Raw genomic sequence first — 19,679 nt, forward strand, 5'->3', positions numbered from 1 at the left:
CTGGTGAGATTTCACCGTGATTCGGGAGCCATCACGAGGATTACCCCAGCGTCAACACCCCTACAGCCATGGTGAAGCTCACGTAATCGTCGTGATGTACACGATCGCCGACGGCCAACGCCACGACCAACGCCGCGCGTCAATGCGACGGACGCACGACGGCCGGGCGCGTCCTGCCTCGAGGAGGACGTGCCCGGCCGTCGGGTTTCGGTGCTGTTACTTGTCCGAGCCGGGGTCGTCGACCAGTTCGGCGTCGACGACGTCGTCGGACTTGCTGGAGCCGCCGACCGCCGGGGTCGGGTCGACCGGGGCCAGGCCGCCCAGCAGGCTGCGCAGCTGGCTGAGGTGCGCGGTGATGCTGTCGCGCTGGCGGTTGAGCTCGGCGACCTCGCGCTTGGCGGCGGTCAGCGTGGACGTCGCCTCGGCCTTGGCCTCGGAGACGGTGTTCTCGGCGTGCGCCTTGGCCTCGGCGACCAGCTGTTCGGCGTTGCGCTTGGCGCCGGCGACCAGCGCCTTGGCCTGCTCGTCGGCCTCGCGGCGGACCTTCTCGGCGCGCTCGTGCGCGGCGGCCGCACGGGCCTCGGCGTCGGCGGCGCGGTTCTCGGCGTCGTTGACGAGCTTCTGCGTCTCGGCGACGGAGGCCTCGTAGCGCTCGTTGATCTCGCGCTCGAGCTCCTCGCGCTTGGCGACCAGGCGCAGCTCGTGCTCGGTGTTCTCCTTCTCGGCCTTCAGCTGCGCCTCGTCGAGGATCGCCTGGGCCTTGGCGCGCATGGACTCGGCCTCGCGCTTGGCCGTCGTCCGGAGGTCGTCGACCTCGCGCTTGGCGGTGGCGCGCAGCTCGGTGACCTCGCGCTCGGCGACGGCGCGCAGCCGGCTCAGCTCGCGCTCGGCCTGCGCCCGGCGCTCGCTGGTCTCGTGCTCGATGGCCGAGCGGACCTTGGCGGCCTCGCGCTTGGCCGTCTCGACCAGGTTCGACGCCTCGCGGTTGGCGGCCGAGCGGACCTCCTCGGCCTCGATGCGGGCCTCGTCGATGAGCTCGTCGGCGGCGCGCTTGGCGTTCGCCTGCAGCTCGCTGGCCTCGTTCTCGGCCGCGGTGCGCAGCTCGGTGGCGATGACCTGCGCCTCGGCGCGGGTCTCGCTGGCCTCGGCGTCGGCCTGGGCGATGAGCTCGCTCGCCTGCTCCTCGGCCAGCCGCAGCAGCTGCTCGATGCGGGCCCCGAGGCCGGAGTAGGTCGGGCGTTCGACCTCGCGGAGCTCGGTGCTGGCCTCGGCGAGCTCCTGGCGGAGCCGCACGACCTGCTTGTCGAGCTCATTGGCGCGGCCGCGCGTCTGCGCGAGCGTCGCCTCCAGTTGCCGCACGTGCTGCTCGACCTGGACGCGGTCGTAGCCACGCATCGCGATGGTGAACCCGCCCGTCGGCGAGCCGTCGAAGATCGACAGGCCGTCCGCGCCCGTCTCCCTGACCGCCACTTCCCTTACCTCGCTCATGTTCTCCCTCATCGGGGGTGCCACCCCGTCAGGGCAGGCACACGTCATTGGTGTAGTCGAAATCCGTCGAGGTGCTTGCCCGGGTCTTCCCCGTCACGGACGCCGAGCCCCTCGGATAGCAACGCAGAGTACTCCGATACTGCGCCGGTGCCGATGGCGGTGGACGTCCGCACACCGCGGGCTGACGGCGTCGAGGGGTTCGGTTGGGTGAGTCGGGCTGGGGCATCCCTCCGGAGGTCGACCTCTGGCCTCCAAGGTGCACACGTTAGTTGTCCAAATGCGAACTCACCACCGGTTGGGACAGATCCGCCGAATTCTCGTCCGGACGCTCCGCAGCCGTAATGTTTCGGACATGGGGCTGTTCACGACGATCGACCACGTCGGGGTGGCGGTCGCCGACCTCGACGCCGCCGTCGAGTGGTACCGCGAGCACTTCGGCATGGAGCTCGAGCACGAGGAACGCAACGAGGAGCAGGGCGTCCGCGAGGCGATGCTGCGGGTGTCCGACGGCGACGACGGCGCGCGGCTGCAGCTGCTCGCGCCGCTGCGTCCCGACTCTGCGATCGCCCGGTTCCTCGACACCCGTGGGCCCGGCATTCAGCAGCTGGCCTACCGCGTCGACGACGTCGAGGCGGCGGCCGCGACGCTGCGCGAGCGGGGGCTGCGGCTGCTCTACGACACCGCCCGCCGCGGCACCGCGGGGTCGCTGGTGAACTTCGTGCACCCGAAGGACGCCGGTGGCGTGCTGGTCGAGCTGGTGCAGCCCGCGGAGCACTGAACCGCGGCGTTACCGTAGAGCCAGCCGCACAGACGTCGAGGAGGACGCATGGCCGTCATCGCCGGTGGGGCACGCACCCCGATCGGGAAGCTGCTGGGCTCGCTGTCCGGCTTCTCGGCCACCGACCTCGGTGGGTTCGCCATCCAGGCCGCGCTGGCGAGGTCCGGTGTGGCACCGGGCCAGGTCGAGTACGTGATCATGGGCCAGGTGCTGCAGGCCGGCGCCGGCCAGATCCCCGCTCGCCAGGCCGCGGTGAAGGCAGGCATCCCGATGACGGTGCCCGCGCTCACCGTCAACAAGGTGTGCCTGTCCGGGCTCGACGCCATCGCGCTGGCCGCGCAGTTGATCCGGGCCGGCGAGTTCGACGTCGTCGTCGCCGGCGGCATGGAGTCCATGACCAACGCGCCGCACCTGCTGCCCAAGTCGCGGCAGGGCTTCAAGTTCGGCGACGTCACGCTGCTGGACCACATGTCCTACGACGGCCTCTACGACGTCTTCACCGACCAGGCGATGGGTGCGCTGACGGAGTCGGCGAACCGCACGCTCACGCGCGAGGAGCAGGACGAGTTCGCCGCCGCGTCGCACCAGCGCGCGGCCGCCGCCTGGAAGAACGGCCTGTTCGCCGACGAGGTCGTCCCCGTCGAGGTGCCGCAGCGCAAGGGCGACCCCGTGGTCGTCGAGCGCGACGAGGGCATCCGCGCCGACACCACCGCCGAGTCGCTGGCCCGGCTCAAGCCCAGCTTCCGGCCAGACGGCACCATCACCGCCGGCTCGGCGTCGCAGCTGTCCGACGGCGCCGCCGCGGTCGTCGTCATGAGCGAGCAGAAGGCCGCCGAGCTCGGCATCACGCCCATCGCCCACGTCGGCGCGCACGGCGTCGTCGCCGGCCCCGACTCCACGCTGCAGAGCCAGCCGGCCCGGGCCATTCAGGCCGCCTGCGCAAAGGAGGGCCTGCACGCGCAGGACCTCGACCTCGTCGAGATCAACGAGGCGTTCGCGGCCGTCGGCATCGCCAGCACCCGCGAGCTGGGCCTCGATCCCGGGAAGGTCAACGTCAACGGCGGCGCCATCGCCATGGGCCACCCCATCGGCATGTCGGGTGCGCGGCTCGTGCTGCACCTGGCGCTGGAGCTGGGTCGCCGCGGCGGCGGGGTGGGCGCCGCGGGGCTGTGCGGAGGCGGCGGCCAGGGCGACGCGCTGGTGCTGCGGGTGCCGTGACGGTGACGGTGTCCGCGGCCGGTTCCGGCCTGGTCGAACGGGCGGCGAACGGCGACCCGCGCGCCGTCGCGCGGCTGGTCACGCTGGTCGAGAACGGCGCGCCCGGCCTGCGCGAGCTGACCGCCGAGCTGGTCGCGCACGCGGGGTCGGCGGCCGTCGTCGGCATCACCGGCGCGCCCGGCGTCGGCAAGTCCACCGTCACGTCGGCCCTCGTCAGCGCCTACCGGGCGCAGGACCTCCGGGTCGGCGTGCTGGCCGTCGACCCGTCCTCGCCGTTCACCGGCGGCGCGCTGCTGGGCGACCGCGTCCGCATGCAGGACCACGCGACCGACCGCGGCGTGTTCATCCGGTCCATGGCCACGCGCGGGCACCTCGGCGGACTCGCGTGGGCCACGCCGCAGGCGGTCCGGGTGCTCGACGCCGCCGGCTGCGACGTCGTGCTCGTCGAGACCGTCGGTGTCGGCCAGTCCGAGGTCGACGTCGCCGCGCTGGCCGACACCACGCTGGTGCTGCTCGCACCCGGCATGGGCGACGGCGTCCAGGCGGCGAAGGCGGGCATCCTCGAGGTCGGCGACGTGTTCGTCGTCAACAAGGCCGACCGCGACGGCGCCGACCAGGTCGTCCGCGACCTTCGCAGTACCGTGCGGCTGGCCGAGCGGGGCCCGGGCGACTGGCGCCAGCCGATCGTCAGCACCGTCGCCGCCCGCGGCGAGGGCATCGACGAGCTGGTCGAGGCCATCGCCGCGCACCGCACCTGGGCCGCCGGCAGCGGCGAGGCCGAGCGCCGCCGCGTCCGCCGCGCCCGCGACGAGATCGAGGCGATCGCCGTCACCGATCTGCGCCGCCGGTTCGCCGGGCTGCACGGCGACGAACGGCTCGACGACCTCGCCCGCGACGTGCTGGCCGGAGAGCTCGATCCGTACGCCGCGGCGGAGAAGATCGTCGCGGCTGTGTCATGATCCGGCGTGGCGCTGGGGTCTACGGCCCAACGTGAGGTACAAAGTCAGGAAGCAGCGCGCGTGGCGGGCCTCGTCCGCGCGCCCCGGTACGAAAGGATGATGCAGTGAGGAAAGCGCTCATCATCCTGGGTATCGCGTTCCTGGTGTACTTCGTGCTCACCGAGCCCGAGGGTCTCGCCGATCTGCTCGGTGAGATCGGCAACGGCATCGCCGACTTCTTCGACGCCGTGATGACGTTCTTCACCGAGCTGTTCTGAGTCCCGCGCCATGTGGACGCCCAGGAGGACGCTCGACGGGCTGACCGACGGATTCGTCCGCTGGCTCGACCGCGTCGCCGAGGACGGCCTGCTCCGGCTGTTCTGGCGCAACTTCACCTCGTGGTTCGGACACCGGCTGGTCAAGCGGAAGCTCGTCGCCGGCGAAGAGATCGTCGCCGAGTGCAAGCACAGCGCCATCCTGTACGCACTACCCGCCCTCGCCGCACTGGGTGGCCTGCTGCTGCTCGTCGTGGCGCCGTTCATGGAGGCCCGGACGGCCTGGCTGCCGCTGGCCGGTGCGGCCGGGCTGCTCGGGTACGCGCTGATCAAGTCGCTGTACATCGCGCGCGACCGGTTCGTCGTCACCGACTCCCGGGTGTTCCGGGTGTGGGGGCTGTTCTCGCTCAACGAGGCCGAGATGGAGATCGTCCGGCTGCTCGACATCACCGTCGTGCGGCCGTGGTGGCTCCGGCCGTTCTTCTCCGGCCACCTGGTGCTCGAGAACGCCGCGCAGGAACAGGGCGTGCGCGACATCCACTACATCCCGCGGCCCAACGACGTCGCCCGCGTCATCCACGCGCTGCGGCGCGAGGCCACCGGCGCGTCGGCCCCGGCGGCCGAGGAGCCCAAGAAGAAGAACCCGCGTCGTCCGGACCATCCGCGCAATCCGGGACCGGTCAGCGCTCGCCGCCGGCAGGGCGTCTACTAGGTTTTCCTTCATGGCGGAGCCACTGGACCTGGACTTCGACCCGATCGAGCGCGCCGCGTCGATCTGGCGGGAGCGGTTCGGCCCGTCCGACGCCATGGCCGCGGCCACGTCGATCATGCGGGTGCAGCAGCTGCTCATCGGTGAGTTCGACCGCATCTGCCGCCCGTACGGGCTCACCTTCGCCCGCTACGAGGCGCTGGTGCTGCTCAGCTTCAGCCGCACGGGCGCGCTGCCCATGGCGAAGATCGGCGAGCGGCTGATGGTGCACCCGACCAGCGTCACCAACACGATCCAGCGGCTCGAGACCGCCGGCTTCGTCACCCGCGAGCCCAACCCCCGCGACGGCCGCGGCACGCTGGCCCGCATCACACAGTCCGGCCGCGACGCCGTCGGCCGGGTCACCACCGAGCTGATGGAGGCCGAGTTCGGCCTGCGTGCGCTCGGCGGCGACGACCGCAAGCAGGTGTTCGACATCCTGCGGGGGCTGCGGGTGGCGGCGGGCGACTTCAGCGACTGATCGCGCCGAAGCCGTCGAGGTAGTCGTCGGTCTCGAGGTCGAGCAGGTGCCGCTGCGCGACGAAGCCGATCATGACGCCGTACATGGTGTGCGCGACCTTCCGCGGGTCGGCGTCGGCCGCGAGGTACCCGGCGTCGCTCCAGCGTTCGGCCAGCTCGGCCCAGCGGCTGATGATGCGGTCGGCGACGACCGTCACGATGCCGCGGATCTCCTCGTCGCGGACCGCCTCCGACCACACGTGCAGCGCGATCTTCGTCCGGTCGACCTCGCCGGACGCGATGTGCCGCGTGATCTGCACCAGGGTGCGCCGCAGCGCCTCGGCGGGCCGCGGGACCGGGTCCTCGGACATCAGCTCCTGGAACGCGTCCTCGGCGATGCCCGCGATGCCCTCCGCCGTCGTGCGGACGAGGTCGGCCTTGCTCGGGAAGTACCGGTAGACCGCGCCGGCCGAGAGCCCCGACTCGGCGAAGACGTCCTGCATGGACGTCGCGTGGAAGCCCTGGCGGCTGAAACACCGCCAAGCGGCCTCGAGGATCTGCTGCCGCCGGGCGGCGAGGTGGGCTTCTGAGACACGGGGCATGGATTCATCATAAAACGAACGGTCGTTCTTGACACGCGACGCGCGGGGGCGCAGAGTGGGTATTGGAGAACGATCGTTCGTTTTAGGTGTGGAGGAACCATGCGCAGGGTCATCGGCATCGCGCTGGGCCTGTCCGTCGTCATCGGGGTGCTGGTCACCGCGTTCGTGTGGCCGAGCTCCGAGATCGCCCCGCGCGACGTGCTCATCGCCGTCGCCGGGCCGCCCGAGGCCGCCGCGGCGGTGTCGGACCAGCTCGAGCAGGCCGTTCCGGACGGCTTCTCCGTCGACGCCGTCGCGTCGGAGCAGGAGGCGCGGGACGCCATCGCCGACCGGGACGTGTACGGCGCGGTCGTCCTGTCGCCGTCCGGCCCGCCGACGGTCCTGACGGCATCGTCGGCCAGCCCCGTCGTGGCCCAGTTGCTGCAGGGCGTGGCGACGTCGATGGCGGCCTCGTCCGGTGAGGAGGCCGCCGGTCCCGTGGTCGAGGACGTCGCGCCGCCGCCGTCGGACGACCCACGCGGCACCGGATTCAGCTCCGGCGCGCTGCCGCTGGTCATCGGCGGTATCGCCATCGGCGCCGCGATGAGCTTCGTCGTCTCCGGCGTGGGCCGGCGGCTGGTCGGCGCCAGTGTGGCCGCACTGGGCGGCGGCGCCGTCGCGGTCGCCGTCATGCAGAGCTGGCTCGGCGTGCTGGACGGGAACTGGTGGGCCAACGCCGGCGCATATGCGCTGACACTGGCCGCCGCGTCGGTGACGCTGATCGGCCTGCACGCACTGTTGGGACACGTCGGTGCGGCCCTCGGCGCGGCGACGTTCCTGCTGCTGGGCAACCCGCTGTCGGGCATCACGTCGGCGCCGGAGCTGCTGCCGTCCGGGTGGGGGGCGTTCGGCCAGCTCCTGCCGCCGGGGGCGGGCGGGTCGCTGCTGCGGTCGACCGCCTTCTTCGACGGTGCGGCGGCGGGTCAGCCGGTGCTCGTGCTGAGCGGGTGGATCGTGCTCGGCCTCGTGCTGGCGGCCGTCGGCGCGCGACGCGCTCCGGTTGCTCCGGCCGAGCCGACGTCAGGTGACGTGGAGCAGGTGTCGTTCGGCCGGGCCTGATGTTCGCGGGGCCCCCGCCGACCCCGATCCGTCGGCGCGTCTGGCTTGCCGCGTTGGACCCGTCCCCCTGCTGCCCGATTGTCTTGGCCGCGGGCGCGCGCCTCAAGTCCGCGGCCTCTGACTGTGTGCTGTTCGCTTCTGGTTGGGGGCCTTGGACTTGACCCGCGCGCCCGCGGCTGAGAACGGGCAGCTATCGGGGGGACGGGGGAGTGTGNGAGAACGGGCAGCTATCGGGGGGACGGGGGAGTGTGGCGACGGGGCTGGCGCGTCTGGCCCGGTTTCTGTGTGGCGTTGGTGTCGTGGGGCGTCCACTTGGTGAGATTTCGCCGTGATTCGCGGGCCATCACGAGGATTACCCCAGCGTCAACACCCCTACAGTCATGGTGAAGCTCGGGCAATCCTCGTGATGTGCACGATCCTGGATGATCATCGCTGTCCACAGCCCGACGAACGGGGCGAAACGGGCGCGGCAACGTCGAGTCGTTCCCGGTCTGCCCCCAACGTACGGAACGAGGACGAACGGGATCAGCGGCGGGTCCAGGAGTCGGGGCGGTTCTGGAGCTCGACGACGTGCTCGGGGAGGCGGTCGGCGATGACGTCGGCCACCGTCGTGTGCTCGAGCACCTCGCGCAGGCTGGCCCGGACCGCGACCCAGACGCGGGTGAGCGGCTGGGCGGGGCCGGGGTAGATGGTGTCCTCCGGCGGCATGCCGCGCACGGCGGCCAGCGGGCCCTCGGTGGCCCGGACGATGTCGGCGATGGTGATGTCGGCCGGGGGCCGGGTGAGGCGGTAGCCGCCGGTGGCGCCGCGCTGGGCGTCGAGGATGCCGGCCCGGCGCAGGTCGCCGAGGATGGTCTCGAGGAACTTGCCGGGGATGTCCTGCGCCTCGGCCAGCTGCTGCCGGGTGGCCGACGCCGGCTGCTGCGAGGCGAGCTGCACGACCGCCCGGACGGCGTAGTCGGCGCGCGCTGTGATGTGCACGACCCCGATCATTCCACTGCGAGTACGATGGAGCCAGTTGCTAGGACGTCCAACTAAATGGAGACCCCATCATGGATGCCCGCGCCATCGAGGAGGGCCGCCGACGCTGGCAGGCCAGGCTCGACGCCGCCATCGCCGCCGGCAAGGTCCGCGACGCCGACTTCACCACGCTGTCCGGCACCGAGGTCGACCCCGTGTACGGGCCGCCCGAGGACACCGACGATCCCCGGTTCGAGCGCATCGGCTGGCCGGGGGAGTACCCGTTCACCCGCGGCCTCTACTCGACGGGGTACCGCGGGCGGGCGTGGACGATCCGCCAGTTCGCCGGGTTCGGCAACGCCAAGCAGACGAACGAGCGCTACAAGATGATCCTGCGCTCCGGCGGCGGCGGGCTGTCGGTCGCGTTCGACATGCCGACGCTGATGGGCCGCGACTCCGACGACGCGCGCAGCCTCGGCGAGGTGGGGCACTGCGGCGTCGCCATCGACTCCGCGGCCGACATGGACGAGCTGTTCGACGGCATCCCGCTGGGCGAGGTCACCACGTCGATGACGATCAGCGGACCGGCGGTGCCGATCTTCTGCATGTACGTCGTCGCGGCCGAGCGCCAGGGCGTGGCCGTCGGCGACCTCAACGGGACGCTGCAGACCGACATCTTCAAGGAGTACATCGCGCAGAAGGAGTGGCTGTTCGAGCCCGAGCCGCACCTGCGCCTCATCGGCGACCTGATGGAATATTGCGCCGCCGACGTGCCCGACTACAAGCCGCTGTCGGTGTCGGGCTACCACATCCGCGAGGCCGGTTCGACGGCCGCGCAGGAGCTGGCCTTCACGCTGGCCGACGGGTTCGGCTACGTCGAGCTGGGGCTGTCGCGCGGCCTCGACGTCGACGTGTTCGCGCCCGGCCTGTCGTTCTTCTTCGACGCACACGTCGACTTCTTCGAGGAGATCGCCAAGTTCCGCGCCGCGCGCCGCATCTGGGCGCGGTGGATGCGCGACGTCTACGGCGCGAAGACCGAGAAGGCCCAGTGGCTGCGGTTCCACACGCAGACCGCCGGCGTCTCGCTGACGGGCCAGCAGCCGTACAACAACGTCGTCCGGACCGCGGTCGAGGCGCTGGCCGCCGTGCTCGGCGGCACGAACTCGCTGCACACGAACGCGCTGGACGAGGTGCTGGCGCTGCCGACGGAGTCCGCGGCGGAGATCGCGCTGCGCACCCAGCAGGTGCTCATGGAGGAGACGGGGGTCGCGAACGTCGCCGATCCGCTCGGCGGCTCGTGGTACGTCGAGGCCCTGACCGACCGGCTCGAGGCCGAGGCCGAGGCGATCTTCGACCGCATCCGCACCATGGGCGAGCGCGACCACCGCTGGCGCGACACCTACGGCCCGATGACGGCGGGCATCCTGCGCGGCATCGAGGACGGCTGGTTCACCGGCGAGATCGCCGAGTCGGCGTTCCAGCACCAGCAGCGGGTCGAGAAGGGCGAGAAGCGCGTCGTCGGCGTCAACGTCCACACCGACACCGTCACCGGCGAGCTGGACATCCTCCGGGTGTCGCACGAGGTCGAGGACGCCCAACGGGAGGTGCTGGCGAAGCGGCGCGCCGAGCGCGACGACGCCGCCGTCCGGGCCGCGCTGGCCGCCATGGTCGACGTCGCGCGGACCGACGAGAACATCGTCCCGGCCATGCTCGACGCGGTCCGGGCCGAGGCGACGCTGGGCGAGATCTGCGACGCGCTGCGGGCGGAATGGGGGGTGTACTCCGAACCCGCCCGGTTCTGACGACGGGTGGACGGCGCGCCCGGCATCTGCCACCATGCGGGCAACGACGCTCCGACCAGGGAGGCCGTAATGCTGGTGCCGACGCTGCTGGTCCTCATGGTCGTGATCCTGCTCCTGCACGCGTATCCGCTGCACCGGCTCGGCCGGCTGGACCGCTCGGCCCGGGCGGAGGCCCCGGCCGGCCACGTCCCGCTGCCCCGCGCGCACCCCGTCGACGCCCGCCACTGGAACAGTGCCTATTGGGACTGAGGAGGGTCATGCAAAACCGAGGGCGATGGGGGACCGAAGGTCTCCCTGAGTCCTCGGTCCGGGTGATTGCGGAGTGGAGAGAGTTGGTGTTCTTTGCATGACCCGATTTCTGAGACGGCACTGAACGACCCGTGTGGCAGACGCGCGGATGATCGGTGGAGGATAGGGGCATGAGCTCGCAGAGTTTCAGCCGCCCCGGCGCCGTCGACCTGTCCGCCCTGAACGGCGGCGGGCAGCCGCGGCCGTCCGCGCCGGGCGCCGCCGGCGGTGGCTTCGTCATCGACGTCACCGAGGCGACGTTCCAGTCCGAGGTGCTCACCCGTTCCATGTCGGTGCCCGTGGTCATCGACTTCTGGGCCACGTGGTGCGAGCCCTGCAAGACGCTCTCGCCCATCCTCGAGCGCCTGGCCGCGCAGTACGAGGGCCGGTTCGTCCTCGCCAAGATCGACGTCGACGCCAACCAGGCCATCGCGCAGGCCGCGCAGGTGCAGAGCATCCCCACCGTCGTCGCGGTGCTGCGTGGGCAGCTCGTCCCGCTGTTCCAGGGCGCCATCCCCGAGGCCCAGGCCAAGCAGGTCATCGACCAGCTGCTGCAGATGGCCGTCGCCAACGGTGTGGCCGGCCGCGCCGACCCCATTCCGGGCGCCGGCGGGTCGGCCGAGGCCGAGGACGGGGTGGCCGAGGAGCCGATCGACCCGCGGTTCGAGGCCGCCTACGACGCCATCAACGCCGGCGACTTCGACAAGGCCGCCGAGGCCTACCGGCAGGTACTGACCGAGTCACCGGGCGACGCCGAGGCGAAGGCCGGGCTGGCCCAGGTCGAGCTACTGCGCCGCACGGCGGGCGTCGACGCCGCCGCCACGGTGGCCGCGGCCGACGCCAACCCGGCCGACGTCGACACCCAGCTGCTGGCCGCCGACATCGAGGTGGTGTCCGGCCAGGTCGAGAAGGCGTTCGATCGTCTCATCGGTACCGTCCGCCGGGTCTTCGGCGACGACCGCGAGCGGGTGCGCGTCCGGGTGGTCGAGCTGTTCGACATCGTCGGCAGCACCGACCCGCGCGTCGTCAAGGCGCGGTCAGCGCTCGCCAGCGCGCTGTTCTAGGCGCTACGACGACGGCGGCAGCGGGCCGGCGAACACGTCGCCGAGCCCGCGGCCGCCGCCGAACGTCAAACCGGTGATCAGCCGGCCGTCGCCGCCGAGGTACAGGTTCGACTCGTCCCACTCGTCGGCGCCGTCGCGTTCCGGGGTGCCGAACTGGGTCCGCTCGCGCACCTGCCCGCGGCTGCCGAGCGTGCTGACCACGACGTCGACGCCGCCGGCGCTCACGCCCACCCGGCCGTCGGTGTGCCCGGCGACGGTGATCGTGCCGTCGGTGCCCACGTGCACGGCGGCGGCGCGGTCGTCGCCGTCGGTGCCGTCCTGGGTGATCCAGCGGGCCCGGCCCGCCGACGTCACCGCGACGGCGAGCTGGTCGTTGCCGCCGGCGCTCGCCGCGCCCAGCACGCCGCCGGTGTGGCCGGCGGCGACCACGCCCTGCGCCGGCAACGGCGCCAGCGCGGTGAACTGGTCGGACTCGGCGGTGCCGAACTGGCTCAGCCAGTCCTGCGCGCCGTCGGCGGTGAACCGCGCGACCCACGCGTCGAGCCCGCCGTGTGCCGTCGCGCCCGGCATCGCCTGCGACGTCACACCCGCGACGTAGACGCGCCGGTCGGCGCCGATCGTGACGGCCAGCGCCTTGTCCTCGCCGGCGCCGCCGAGCTGACGGGTCCAGATCAGCTCGCCGTCCGGCCCGAGCCGGGCGAGCAGCGCGTCCTTGTCGCCGGCGCTCGGCGTGCCGCCGACGCTGCCGCTGGTGTAGCCGGCGACGTAGAGGCCGCCGTCCGGCGCCGGGACGCTCGCGTAGGCGCGGTCGGCCGCGGCCGGGTCGCCGAACTGCGTCACCCAGGCGAGCTCGCCGGCGACGGTGACGCGGGCGGCGAACGCGTCGTCGCGGGCGTTGCCGGGGTGCTGGCCGTCGAGGTCGCCGCGGGTATAGCCGGCCGTGTACAGATCGCCGTCCGCGCCGGTGTGCAGGCCGTAGAGGCGGTCGTTGGCCGGCGTGGCGAGCGGCAGGGCCCACCTCTGGACGCCGTCGCCGCCGGTCGCGGTGAGGACGGGGTCGACGCCGCCCTCGGTGACCGCCGTGACGGTGAGGCCGCCGGTCATCGCGACGCCGCCGGCGCGGTCGTCGCCGTCGGTGCCGGTGACGATGCCGGGCAGCGGCAGCGGGTCGCTCGTGCGCAGCCGGCCGGCGAGGTCGGCGAGGCCCTCGCGGAACGCCGGGCGCCAGACGTCCCAGTCGTGCCCGCCGTCCATGATGCGCAGCTCCGCGGTGACGCCGTCGACCCGTCGTGCGGTGTTGTACAGCCGGGCGGACTCGAAGTCGATGTCGTGCTGGGCGTCCTCGGGTGCGGGGTTGGCCCACTCGTCGTCGCCGACCGCGATGAACAGGTGCGTCGGCAGCTCCGGGTCGACGGCGTCCAGCAGCGCCGGGTAGTTGAGCGACGTATAGACGTCGTCGTCGAACAGCGCCTCGCCGAGGCCGAACCCGCCGAACTCGCGCGCCGACGAGTCCGCCGGCGGCAGCGGCACGTAGACCGCGGGGCTGAGCACCATGCCGGCGGCGAAGACGTCCTGGTGGGCCAGGGCGTAGCGCAGCGCGCCGTAGCCGCCCATCGAGTAGCCGCCGACGGCGCGGGCGTCGCGGTCGTCGACCGTGCGGTAGGAGGCGTCGACGTGCGCGACGAGGTCCTGGGTCAGCGCGGTCTCGACGGCCGCGCCGTCGACGTGCCGGGAGTCGACGTACCAGTTGCCGCGCTCGCTCCAGGGCGCGTCCGGCATGACGGCGATCAGCGGCGGGACGGTGCCGTCGGCGATCAGCTGGTCGAGGTCGGCGCTGACCTGCTGCCAGGCCGCCATCGTGTCGCCGCGGCCGTGCAGCAGGTAGACCGTCGCGTACTCCTCGTCGCCGTCGTCGTAGCCGGCGGGCAGGTAGGCGGCGTAGTCGACAGGGACGCCCGCGGCTCCAGCCGGTGCGGTCCCGGTGACGATGGTCCCTTGGGCCGGCTCGGCGGGAGCGGCCGCGCGCGACGGGTCCGGCGAGGACCCTGTCGTCGCGACGTGTGCCGCCGCGACCAGCAACGATGCCGCCGCCACCGCGGTGGCCCGGTTCCGTCCCGTCATGCGCCGCTCCTTTGCGCCGATGGTTCCGGAAACGTTTCCGCGCTATGCCGGGCGAGGCCCGTGGCGGCGAATCCGGGAAGTCGGCGCTACTCCAGCACGCGCCCTGGCGACCCGTCAAGAGGGCCAACTCCGCACCCCACCGAAGTTGATCTTGGAGTTGTTCGGCCATTGGCGTCCGATATGCCCGATAGATGGCCGAACAACTCCAAGATCAACGGCATGAGGGGGTGAGGGGGCTGACGGTGCGCCGGGGGAGGTGTGGGGCGGGGCGGGTGGGTCACGGGTTCGTATCGGCGACTTGACGGGGCCGGGTCGGGCGCGGTTCGATGGCTGACACATCCCGGAAACGTTTCCCGCACGTTCCCGTACCAGAGCTCGGAAACGGTTCCGACCCGACGCCACGAGGAGGTGGACGCACGTGACGCAGCGCCGTCGGCCGACGATCCACGAGGTCGCGAAGGTCGCCGGGGTCTCGATCTCCTCGGTGTCGCGGGCGCTCAACGGCAACACCTCCAACGCCGACATGGTCGCCCGGGTCAACGCGGCCGTGCGGCAGGTCGGCTACGTCCCGAGCGTCGTCGCGCAGTCGCTGAAGACGCGGCACACCGGGCAGGTCGCGTTCGCCATGGAGGACATCGGCAACGCCGCCTACCTCGAGATGGTGCGCCGCATCCAGCCGACGCTGCGCGACGAGGGCTACCGGCTGCTGCTGCACAGCACGGGCGCCGACGTCGAGGACGAGCTCGGCGTGCTCGCGAGCCTCAGCCAGAACTACGTCGACGGGCTGATCCTGTGCCCGCTGCGCGTCACCGACCGGCACGTCGAGGCGCTGCGGCAGACCGCCGTCCCGGTGGTGGTGATCGGCCTGCTGCCCGACGACGTCCCCGTCGACAACGTGCGGGCCGACTCGCGGGTCGGCGCGCAGCTGGCGGTCGAGCACCTGGCCGAGGCCGGCGCCCGGCGCATCGCGTTCATCGACGGCCCGCTCGACACCGTCCCCGGCCGGGCCCGCTACGACGGCTACCGTCGCGGCCTCGCCGCCACCGGCCTGAGCGACCAGACCGACGAGCTGGTCCGGTTCACCGACTTCCAGTTCGAGGCCGGCCGCCGGACGGCGCGCGAGCTGCTCACCGCGCACCCCGAGGTCGACGCCGTCCTGGGCGCCAACGACCTCATCGCGACGGGCGTCCTGCACGCGCTGCGCGAACTGGGCCGCGACGTCCCCGGCGACGTCCGGGTGGTCGGCATGGACGACACCCCGCTGGCCGCCACCAGCTTCCCGCCGCTGTCCAGCGTCTCGCTCGGCTCGGCCGACCGCGGCCGCATCGCCGCCGAGCTGCTGCTGCGCCGGCTCGACGGCGACGACGCGCCGCCCGAGCGGGTCACCGTCCCCCCGTCGCTGACCGTCCGGGAGAGCAGCCGATGAGCGCCACCGTCACCGCGCCGCCGGCGACGCCGCGGCCCCAGCAGCCACGCAAGCGCCGCTCGTTCCTCGGCCTGGACCGCGACGGCCTGATGCTGGCCGTCCCGGCGCTGATCCCGGTCGTGCTGTTCAGCGTCTACCCGCTGCTGCGCGGCATCTACCTCGGCTTCACCGACGCCCAGGCCGGCGCGAACGCCCAGACGACCTTCACCGGCTTCGAGAACTACCGGAACCTGCTCGACGACTCCTACTTCTGGGACTCGTTCCGCATCGGCCTGATCTGGGCGTTCTCGGTCACCATCCTCCAGTTCTTCGCCAGCCTCGGCCTCGCGCTCCTGCTCAACCAGAAGCTGCGGCTGCGCTGGCTGGCCCGCACGCTGGCGTTGGTGCCCTGGGCGATGCCGCCGGTCGTCATCGGCATCATGTGGCGGCTGGTGTACCACCCGAACGCCGGCATCCTCAACGACGTCCTGCTCGACTTGCGCATCATCGACGAGAACGTCGACTGGCTGTCGTCGTTCTCGGTGGCGCTGCCCGCGGTCATCGTGGTCGGCGTCTGGGCGGGCATGCCGCAGACGACGGTCGTGCTGCTGGCCGGGCTGCAGAGCGTCCCGAAGGAGCTGCACGAGGCGGCCGCGATGGACGGCGCCAACGTCTGGCAGCGGTTCCGCAGCGTGACGTGGCCGGCGATCAAGCCGGTGGTCGTCGCCATGACGACGCTCGACTTCATCTGGAACTTCAACTCGTTCAGCCTGGTCTACGTCCTGACGCAGGGCGGGCCGGGCGGCGAGACGCGGCTGCCGCTGCTGTTCGCCTACGAGGAGGCGTTCCGCTACGGCAACTACGGCTACGCGGCGGCGCTGGGCAACGCGATGGTCGTGGTGATCGCGGTGTTCGTCGTGTTCTATCTGCGCCAACGGGTCCGGGAGGCGAACGCGCGATGAACCGCTCGACGCCCGTCGGCACGACGCTGAAGTACGTCGCGCTGGCCGCCTACCTGGTGTTCCTGGCGTTCCCGCTGTTCTGGCTGATCTCGACGTCGCTGAAGACGCCGCAGGAGCTGGCGCTGATCGATCCGACCTGGATCCCGAACGACATCACGTTCGACAACTTCCGCGCCGCGTTCGACGAGCAGCCGATCGTGCGCTCGATGCTCAACACGCTGCTGGTCGCCGGGGTGTCGTGCGTGGTGACGGTGGTGCTGTCGATCCCCGCGGCCTACGTGATGGCCCGCTACCGGTCGGTGCTGAGCCGGATGACGCTGGTGTGGGTGCTGCTCAGCCAGATCTTCCCGTTCATCCTGGTGATCATCCCGCTGTTCCTGCTGCTGCGCGACCTCGGCCTGTACGACACCTACCTCGGGCTGATCGCCGTCTACGTCGTCTGGAGCATGCCGTTCGCGCTCTGGATGCTGCGCAGCTACGTCGAGACGATCCCGATCGAGCTCGAGGAGGCCGCCGCCATGGACGGCGCCACCAAGGTGCGGACGCTGCGCAGCGTCATCGCGCCGCTGCTGGCGCCGGGCGTCGTCGCGGCCGGGCTGTTCGCGTTCGTCTCGGCCTGGAACGAGTTCCTGTTCGCGCTCGTGCTGATCCGCGACCCGGAGCTGCAGACGCTCTCGCTGACGCTGGTGAAGTTCATCGGCGCCGAAGGGGTGGCCCGGCTCGGCCCGCTGGCGGCGGCGTCGCTGGTCGCGACCATCCCCAGCCTGATCTTCTTCGCCGTCATGCAGCGCCGGCTCACCGGCGGGCTGCTCGGCGGAGCCGTCAAGTCCTGACCACAGGACCTCGAAGAGGAGGAACCCCATGCGTTCGATGCGAATCGTCGCCCTCGCGGCGGCCACGGGCCTGGTGCTCGCGGCCTGCGGCGGCGGTGACGACGAGACCGGCGGCGACGGCGGCAGCGGCGGCGAGCCGGTCGAGCTGACCTTCCAGACGCTGGCCTGGCAGACCGCGGCCGTCGAGGCCAACGAGGCCATCGTCGATGCCTGGAACGAGGCCAACCCCGACATCCAGGTCGAGCTGCTCCAGGGCGACTGGAACAACGTCCACGACCAGCTGATGACGTCGTTCGAGGGCGGCACCGCGCCGGACGTCTTCCACTACGAGTCCACCGTGCTGCAGGACTTCGGCGACCGCGGCAACGTCCTCGACCTCTCGGAGTACCTGTCCGACGAGATCCGCGACGACATCCGCGAGGGCGCCTGGGACACCGCGACGTTCGGCGACGCCGTCTACGGCGTGCCGTTCCTGCAGGAGTCGCAGGTCGTGTTCGCCAACCGCACGCTGCTCGAGGCGGCCGGCGTCACGCTGCCGACCGTCGACGACCCGTGGACGTGGGACGAGTTCGCCGACGTCGCCGCGCAGCTGACCACCGAGGGCCAGTTCGGCGCCGTCATCCCGCTCAACGCGCCGGCCAACCGCATCCTGAACCTGGCCCGCAACTTCGGCGGCGACTACTTCACCGACCCGGCGGGGGAGGCACAGGCGGTCTTCGACGCGGCCGAGCAGGAGGTGCCGCGGCGCATCCACGAGATGCTCTACACCGACCGGTCGGCCTCGCCCGACGGCATCGGCATGTCGTCGGCCGACGCGCTGCCCGGCTTCTTCGCCGGCCAGTACGCGATGCTGCCGGGCGCGATCTGGCTGCGCCAGCAGCTGGTCGAGCAGGCGCCGGACGGGTTCGACTGGGTGACGCTGCCCGCGCTCGAGGGCGACAGCAGCGCGCAGGGTGCGGTCAGCCAGACCCTCTCGGTGTCAGCGAGCACCGAGCACCCGGAGGAGGCGGTCCAGTTCATCGAGTTCTTCCTCAACGCCGAGAACCAGGTCCAGCTGGCCGCCGGCGACTGGCTGCTGCCGACCAGCCAGGAGGCGGCGCAGAGCCCGGAGCTCAACGACCCCGCCACCGGCTGGGACGTCGCGACGGCCACCGCCGACGACCTGGAGATGGCGCCGTTCCAGCAGGTCAAGGGGTTCGAGGAATGGAAGTCGCGGATCGCGAACCCGGCGTTCCAGGAGTACTTCAGCGACCAGATCTCGCTGGAGGAGCTGGGCACCAAGCTGGTCGACGAGGGCAACGCGGTCCTCGAGCGCTACCAGCGCTGATGAGGGACCGCGCGCGGGGGTGCCTGCTCGGGCTCGCCGTCGGCGATGCCATGGGCGCCCCCGCGGAGAACCTGACGGCCGAGCAGATCGCCGCCCGCTGGGGCACGGTCACCGGGTTTCTCACCGACCGGCCGTCGGGCACCGACGACACCGAGTACGCCGCGTTCAGCGCACTGCTGCTGCTCGAGCACGGCGCCGCGCTGACCAGCGACCACGTCGCCGACGCGTGGATCAGGCACCTGACCGGCCGCGAGGGTGGGTTCTCCGGCGCCGGGTTCAGCGAGCTCGGCACCATCGAGAACCTGCGCGCCGGACTGCGGCCGCCGGCCAGCGGCCGGCACCTGCACTCGTGGAGCGACGGGCTGGCCATGCGGGCGGCGGTGCACGGCGTCTACGCGGCCGGCGACCCGGCTCTCGCCGCCCGGCTGGCCGCCGTCGACGGCGCGGTCAGCCATGACGGAGAGGGCGTGCACGCCGGGGTCGCGGTGGCCGCCGCGGTCGCCGTCGCGATGACGGGGACGGCGACGCCGCACGACATCGCGGCCGCCGCGCTGGCCGCCGTGCCGGACGACTCGTGGACGGCGCGGTCGCTGCGGGCCGGCGTCACGCATGCCGGTGACGTGCCGGCGCTGCTGGACGCCGTCGTCGTCCGGCCCTACCCGTGGACGGACCTCGCGCCCGAGGCGGTCGCGCTGGCGTTCGGTGCCTTCCTGGCGGCGGACGGCGAGTTCGCCCGCGCGGTGACGGGCGCCGTCGCGATGGGCCGCGACGCCGACACCACCGCCGCCATCGCCGGTGCGCTGGCCGGCGCGCACGGCGGGCTTGGCGCGGTGCCGCCGGACTGGCAGGCGCAGATCGGGCCGGTGACGGGCCGCTGCCTGGGCGAGGTGGTGGCGGGCCTGCACCCGCTCGACCTCGCCGACCGGCTGGCCGACCACCTGGAGGCGGGAACGTGAGCGATCGTCGCGACCGCACCGCGGGGGCGCTGCTCGGGCTGGCCATCGGCGACGCCGCCGGCTGGCCCGCCGTCCGGCACCGGTCTGCGCTGCTGCCGCCGTGGACCCGCCGGCTGCACCGCGAGCTCGACGCGTTCGCCGAGACCGAGCAGGTGACGACGCTGCCGGTGCCGTTCGCGCTCAACCAGCCCACGGCGCCGCTGCGGCTGGGTCCCGGCGACGACGCGGAATGGGCGGCATGGACGCTGACCTGGCTGCTCGACACCGCGGCACGGCCCGGCGCGCTCGGCCGCGACGACGTGCACGCCCACTGGCGCACGGCGGCCGCCGCCGGCACGCTGCCGCGCGGCCGGATCA

Annotated in this window: 19 protein-coding genes and 1 pseudogene; 16 read left to right on the plus strand and 4 right to left on the minus strand. The window is 72.3% G+C overall.

Annotated elements, in window-relative coordinates; translation table 11 throughout:
* Window positions 1–216 precede the first annotated feature (216 nt).
* On the minus strand, window positions 217–1,470 hold the full coding sequence (locus tag DY240_RS11700; protein ID WP_119660072.1) for a coiled-coil domain-containing protein: 1,254 nt from the start codon (window positions 1,468–1,470) through the stop codon (window positions 217–219).
* A gap of 370 nt (window positions 1,471–1,840) precedes the next feature.
* Here DY240_RS11700 and mce point away from each other — a divergent pair, with 370 nt between their 5' ends.
* The 6 genes from mce (at window position 1,841) to DY240_RS11725 (ending at window position 5,926) form a co-directional block, all read left to right on the plus strand.
* Window positions 1,841–2,266, plus strand: a complete 426-nt coding sequence (gene mce / locus DY240_RS11705) for a methylmalonyl-CoA epimerase (RefSeq protein ID WP_119660073.1) — start codon at window positions 1,841–1,843, stop codon at window positions 2,264–2,266.
* Between the two features lie 48 nt (window positions 2,267–2,314).
* Window positions 2,315–3,484, plus strand: coding sequence for an acetyl-CoA C-acetyltransferase (locus DY240_RS11710; protein WP_119660074.1), 1,170 nt, complete (start codon window positions 2,315–2,317; stop codon window positions 3,482–3,484).
* A complete protein-coding gene (meaB, locus tag DY240_RS11715) occupies window positions 3,481–4,443 on the plus strand; it encodes a methylmalonyl Co-A mutase-associated GTPase MeaB (protein WP_233552708.1) in 963 nt (320 codons plus the stop codon). The genes DY240_RS11710 and meaB overlap by 4 nt, the downstream gene beginning before the upstream one ends.
* Window positions 4,444–4,547: 104 nt before the next feature.
* Window positions 4,548–4,700 carry a hypothetical protein gene (locus DY240_RS31875; RefSeq protein WP_157574795.1) on the plus strand — a complete coding sequence of 51 codons (153 nt, stop codon included), beginning with the start codon at window positions 4,548–4,550 and terminating at the stop codon, window positions 4,698–4,700.
* Between the two features lie 10 nt (window positions 4,701–4,710).
* A complete protein-coding gene (locus tag DY240_RS11720; RefSeq protein ID WP_119660075.1) occupies window positions 4,711–5,409 on the plus strand; it encodes a PH domain-containing protein in 699 nt (232 codons plus the stop codon).
* 10 nt (window positions 5,410–5,419) lie between these two features.
* Entirely contained in the window at window positions 5,420–5,926 is a 507-nt protein-coding gene (locus tag DY240_RS11725) for a MarR family winged helix-turn-helix transcriptional regulator (RefSeq protein ID WP_119660076.1), read from the plus strand.
* On the opposite strand, the gene DY240_RS11730 is transcribed toward DY240_RS11725, so the two are convergent.
* A complete protein-coding gene (locus DY240_RS11730; protein ID WP_119660077.1) occupies window positions 5,916–6,506 on the minus strand; it encodes a TetR/AcrR family transcriptional regulator in 591 nt (196 codons plus the stop codon). The two genes, DY240_RS11725 and DY240_RS11730, sit on opposite strands and share 11 nt — an antisense overlap.
* A 99-nt stretch (window positions 6,507–6,605) precedes the next feature.
* Between DY240_RS11730 and DY240_RS11735 the strand changes: the two genes are divergently transcribed.
* A complete protein-coding gene (locus DY240_RS11735) occupies window positions 6,606–7,604 on the plus strand; it encodes an ABC transporter permease (protein ID WP_119660078.1) in 999 nt (332 codons plus the stop codon).
* Between the two features lie 525 nt (window positions 7,605–8,129).
* Here DY240_RS11735 and DY240_RS11740 read toward each other — a convergent pair.
* Window positions 8,130–8,585 carry an RrF2 family transcriptional regulator gene (locus DY240_RS11740; protein WP_119660087.1) on the minus strand — a complete coding sequence of 152 codons (456 nt, stop codon included), beginning with the start codon at window positions 8,583–8,585 and terminating at the stop codon, window positions 8,130–8,132.
* A 71-nt stretch (window positions 8,586–8,656) separates the two neighbouring features.
* Here DY240_RS11740 and DY240_RS11745 point away from each other — a divergent pair, with 71 nt between their 5' ends.
* From DY240_RS11745 to DY240_RS11755, 3 genes are all read left to right on the plus strand, one after another.
* The gene (locus DY240_RS11745) at window positions 8,657–10,366 is read left to right on the plus strand and encodes an acyl-CoA mutase large subunit family protein (protein WP_119660079.1); all 1,710 of its coding nucleotides are present in this window, start codon (window positions 8,657–8,659) and stop codon (window positions 10,364–10,366) included.
* A 69-nt stretch (window positions 10,367–10,435) separates the two neighbouring features.
* Window positions 10,436–10,615, plus strand: coding sequence for a hypothetical protein (locus DY240_RS11750; RefSeq protein WP_119660080.1), 180 nt, complete (start codon window positions 10,436–10,438; stop codon window positions 10,613–10,615).
* Window positions 10,616–10,785: 170 nt separating this feature from the next.
* Complete coding sequence (locus DY240_RS11755; protein WP_119660081.1) at window positions 10,786–11,718, plus strand: tetratricopeptide repeat protein; 933 nt, start codon at window positions 10,786–10,788, stop codon at window positions 11,716–11,718.
* A 3-nt stretch (window positions 11,719–11,721) separates the two neighbouring features.
* On the opposite strand, the gene DY240_RS11760 is transcribed toward DY240_RS11755, so the two are convergent.
* Window positions 11,722–13,839 (minus strand): alpha/beta hydrolase-fold protein, encoded by a 2,118-nt coding sequence (locus DY240_RS11760; protein WP_119660082.1) that lies wholly within the window; start codon window positions 13,837–13,839, stop codon window positions 11,722–11,724.
* Between the two features lie 418 nt (window positions 13,840–14,257).
* On the opposite strand from DY240_RS11760, the gene DY240_RS11765 reads away from it, so the two are divergent.
* The 6 genes and pseudogenes from DY240_RS11765 to DY240_RS11790 all read left to right on the plus strand — a co-directional run.
* Entirely contained in the window at window positions 14,258–15,265 is a 1,008-nt protein-coding gene (locus tag DY240_RS11765) for a LacI family DNA-binding transcriptional regulator (protein WP_199701346.1), read from the plus strand.
* Window positions 15,262–16,206 carry a carbohydrate ABC transporter permease gene (locus DY240_RS11770; RefSeq protein ID WP_119660083.1) on the plus strand — a complete coding sequence of 315 codons (945 nt, stop codon included), beginning with the start codon at window positions 15,262–15,264 and terminating at the stop codon, window positions 16,204–16,206. The genes DY240_RS11765 and DY240_RS11770 overlap by 4 nt, the downstream gene beginning before the upstream one ends.
* Window positions 16,203–17,039 carry a carbohydrate ABC transporter permease gene (locus DY240_RS11775; protein WP_119660084.1) on the plus strand — a complete coding sequence of 279 codons (837 nt, stop codon included), beginning with the start codon at window positions 16,203–16,205 and terminating at the stop codon, window positions 17,037–17,039. Before DY240_RS11770 ends, DY240_RS11775 begins: the two co-directional genes overlap by 4 nt.
* Before the next feature lie 28 nt (window positions 17,040–17,067).
* The gene (locus DY240_RS11780) at window positions 17,068–18,366 is read left to right on the plus strand and encodes an ABC transporter substrate-binding protein (protein WP_199701347.1); all 1,299 of its coding nucleotides are present in this window, start codon (window positions 17,068–17,070) and stop codon (window positions 18,364–18,366) included.
* Complete coding sequence (locus DY240_RS11785; RefSeq protein WP_119660085.1) at window positions 18,366–19,322, plus strand: ADP-ribosylglycohydrolase family protein; 957 nt, start codon at window positions 18,366–18,368, stop codon at window positions 19,320–19,322. The genes DY240_RS11780 and DY240_RS11785 overlap by 1 nt, the downstream gene beginning before the upstream one ends.
* Window positions 19,319–19,679 (plus strand): annotated as a pseudogene (locus DY240_RS11790) (ADP-ribosylglycohydrolase family protein); the annotation flags it as partial. The gene DY240_RS11785 and the pseudogene DY240_RS11790, both read left to right, overlap by 4 nt.

It is taken from the genome of Jiangella rhizosphaerae, from assembly GCF_003579925.1.
Taxonomy (GTDB): domain Bacteria; phylum Actinomycetota; class Actinomycetes; order Jiangellales; family Jiangellaceae; genus Jiangella; species Jiangella rhizosphaerae.

Coding starts and splice junctions, on each gene's coding strand:
- mce (WP_119660073.1), top strand. CDS start 1,841: ATGGGGCTGTTCACGACGATCGACCACGTCGGGGTGGCGGTCGCCGAC.
- DY240_RS11710 (WP_119660074.1), top strand. CDS start 2,315: ATGGCCGTCATCGCCGGTGGGGCACGCACCCCGATCGGGAAGCTGCTG.
- DY240_RS11720 (WP_119660075.1), top strand. CDS start 4,711: ATGTGGACGCCCAGGAGGACGCTCGACGGGCTGACCGACGGATTCGTC.
- DY240_RS11725 (WP_119660076.1), top strand. CDS start 5,420: ATGGCGGAGCCACTGGACCTGGACTTCGACCCGATCGAGCGCGCCGCG.
- DY240_RS11730 (WP_119660077.1), bottom strand. CDS start 6,506: ATGCCCCGTGTCTCAGAAGCCCACCTCGCCGCCCGGCGGCAGCAGATC.
- DY240_RS11735 (WP_119660078.1), top strand. CDS start 6,606: ATGCGCAGGGTCATCGGCATCGCGCTGGGCCTGTCCGTCGTCATCGGG.
- DY240_RS11745 (WP_119660079.1), top strand. CDS start 8,657: ATGGATGCCCGCGCCATCGAGGAGGGCCGCCGACGCTGGCAGGCCAGG.
- DY240_RS11750 (WP_119660080.1), top strand. CDS start 10,436: ATGCTGGTGCCGACGCTGCTGGTCCTCATGGTCGTGATCCTGCTCCTG.
- DY240_RS11755 (WP_119660081.1), top strand. CDS start 10,786: ATGAGCTCGCAGAGTTTCAGCCGCCCCGGCGCCGTCGACCTGTCCGCC.
- DY240_RS11760 (WP_119660082.1), bottom strand. CDS start 13,839: ATGACGGGACGGAACCGGGCCACCGCGGTGGCGGCGGCATCGTTGCTG.
- DY240_RS11770 (WP_119660083.1), top strand. CDS start 15,262: ATGAGCGCCACCGTCACCGCGCCGCCGGCGACGCCGCGGCCCCAGCAG.
- DY240_RS11775 (WP_119660084.1), top strand. CDS start 16,203: ATGAACCGCTCGACGCCCGTCGGCACGACGCTGAAGTACGTCGCGCTG.
- DY240_RS11780 (WP_199701347.1), top strand. CDS start 17,068: ATGCGTTCGATGCGAATCGTCGCCCTCGCGGCGGCCACGGGCCTGGTG.
- DY240_RS11785 (WP_119660085.1), top strand. CDS start 18,366: ATGAGGGACCGCGCGCGGGGGTGCCTGCTCGGGCTCGCCGTCGGCGAT.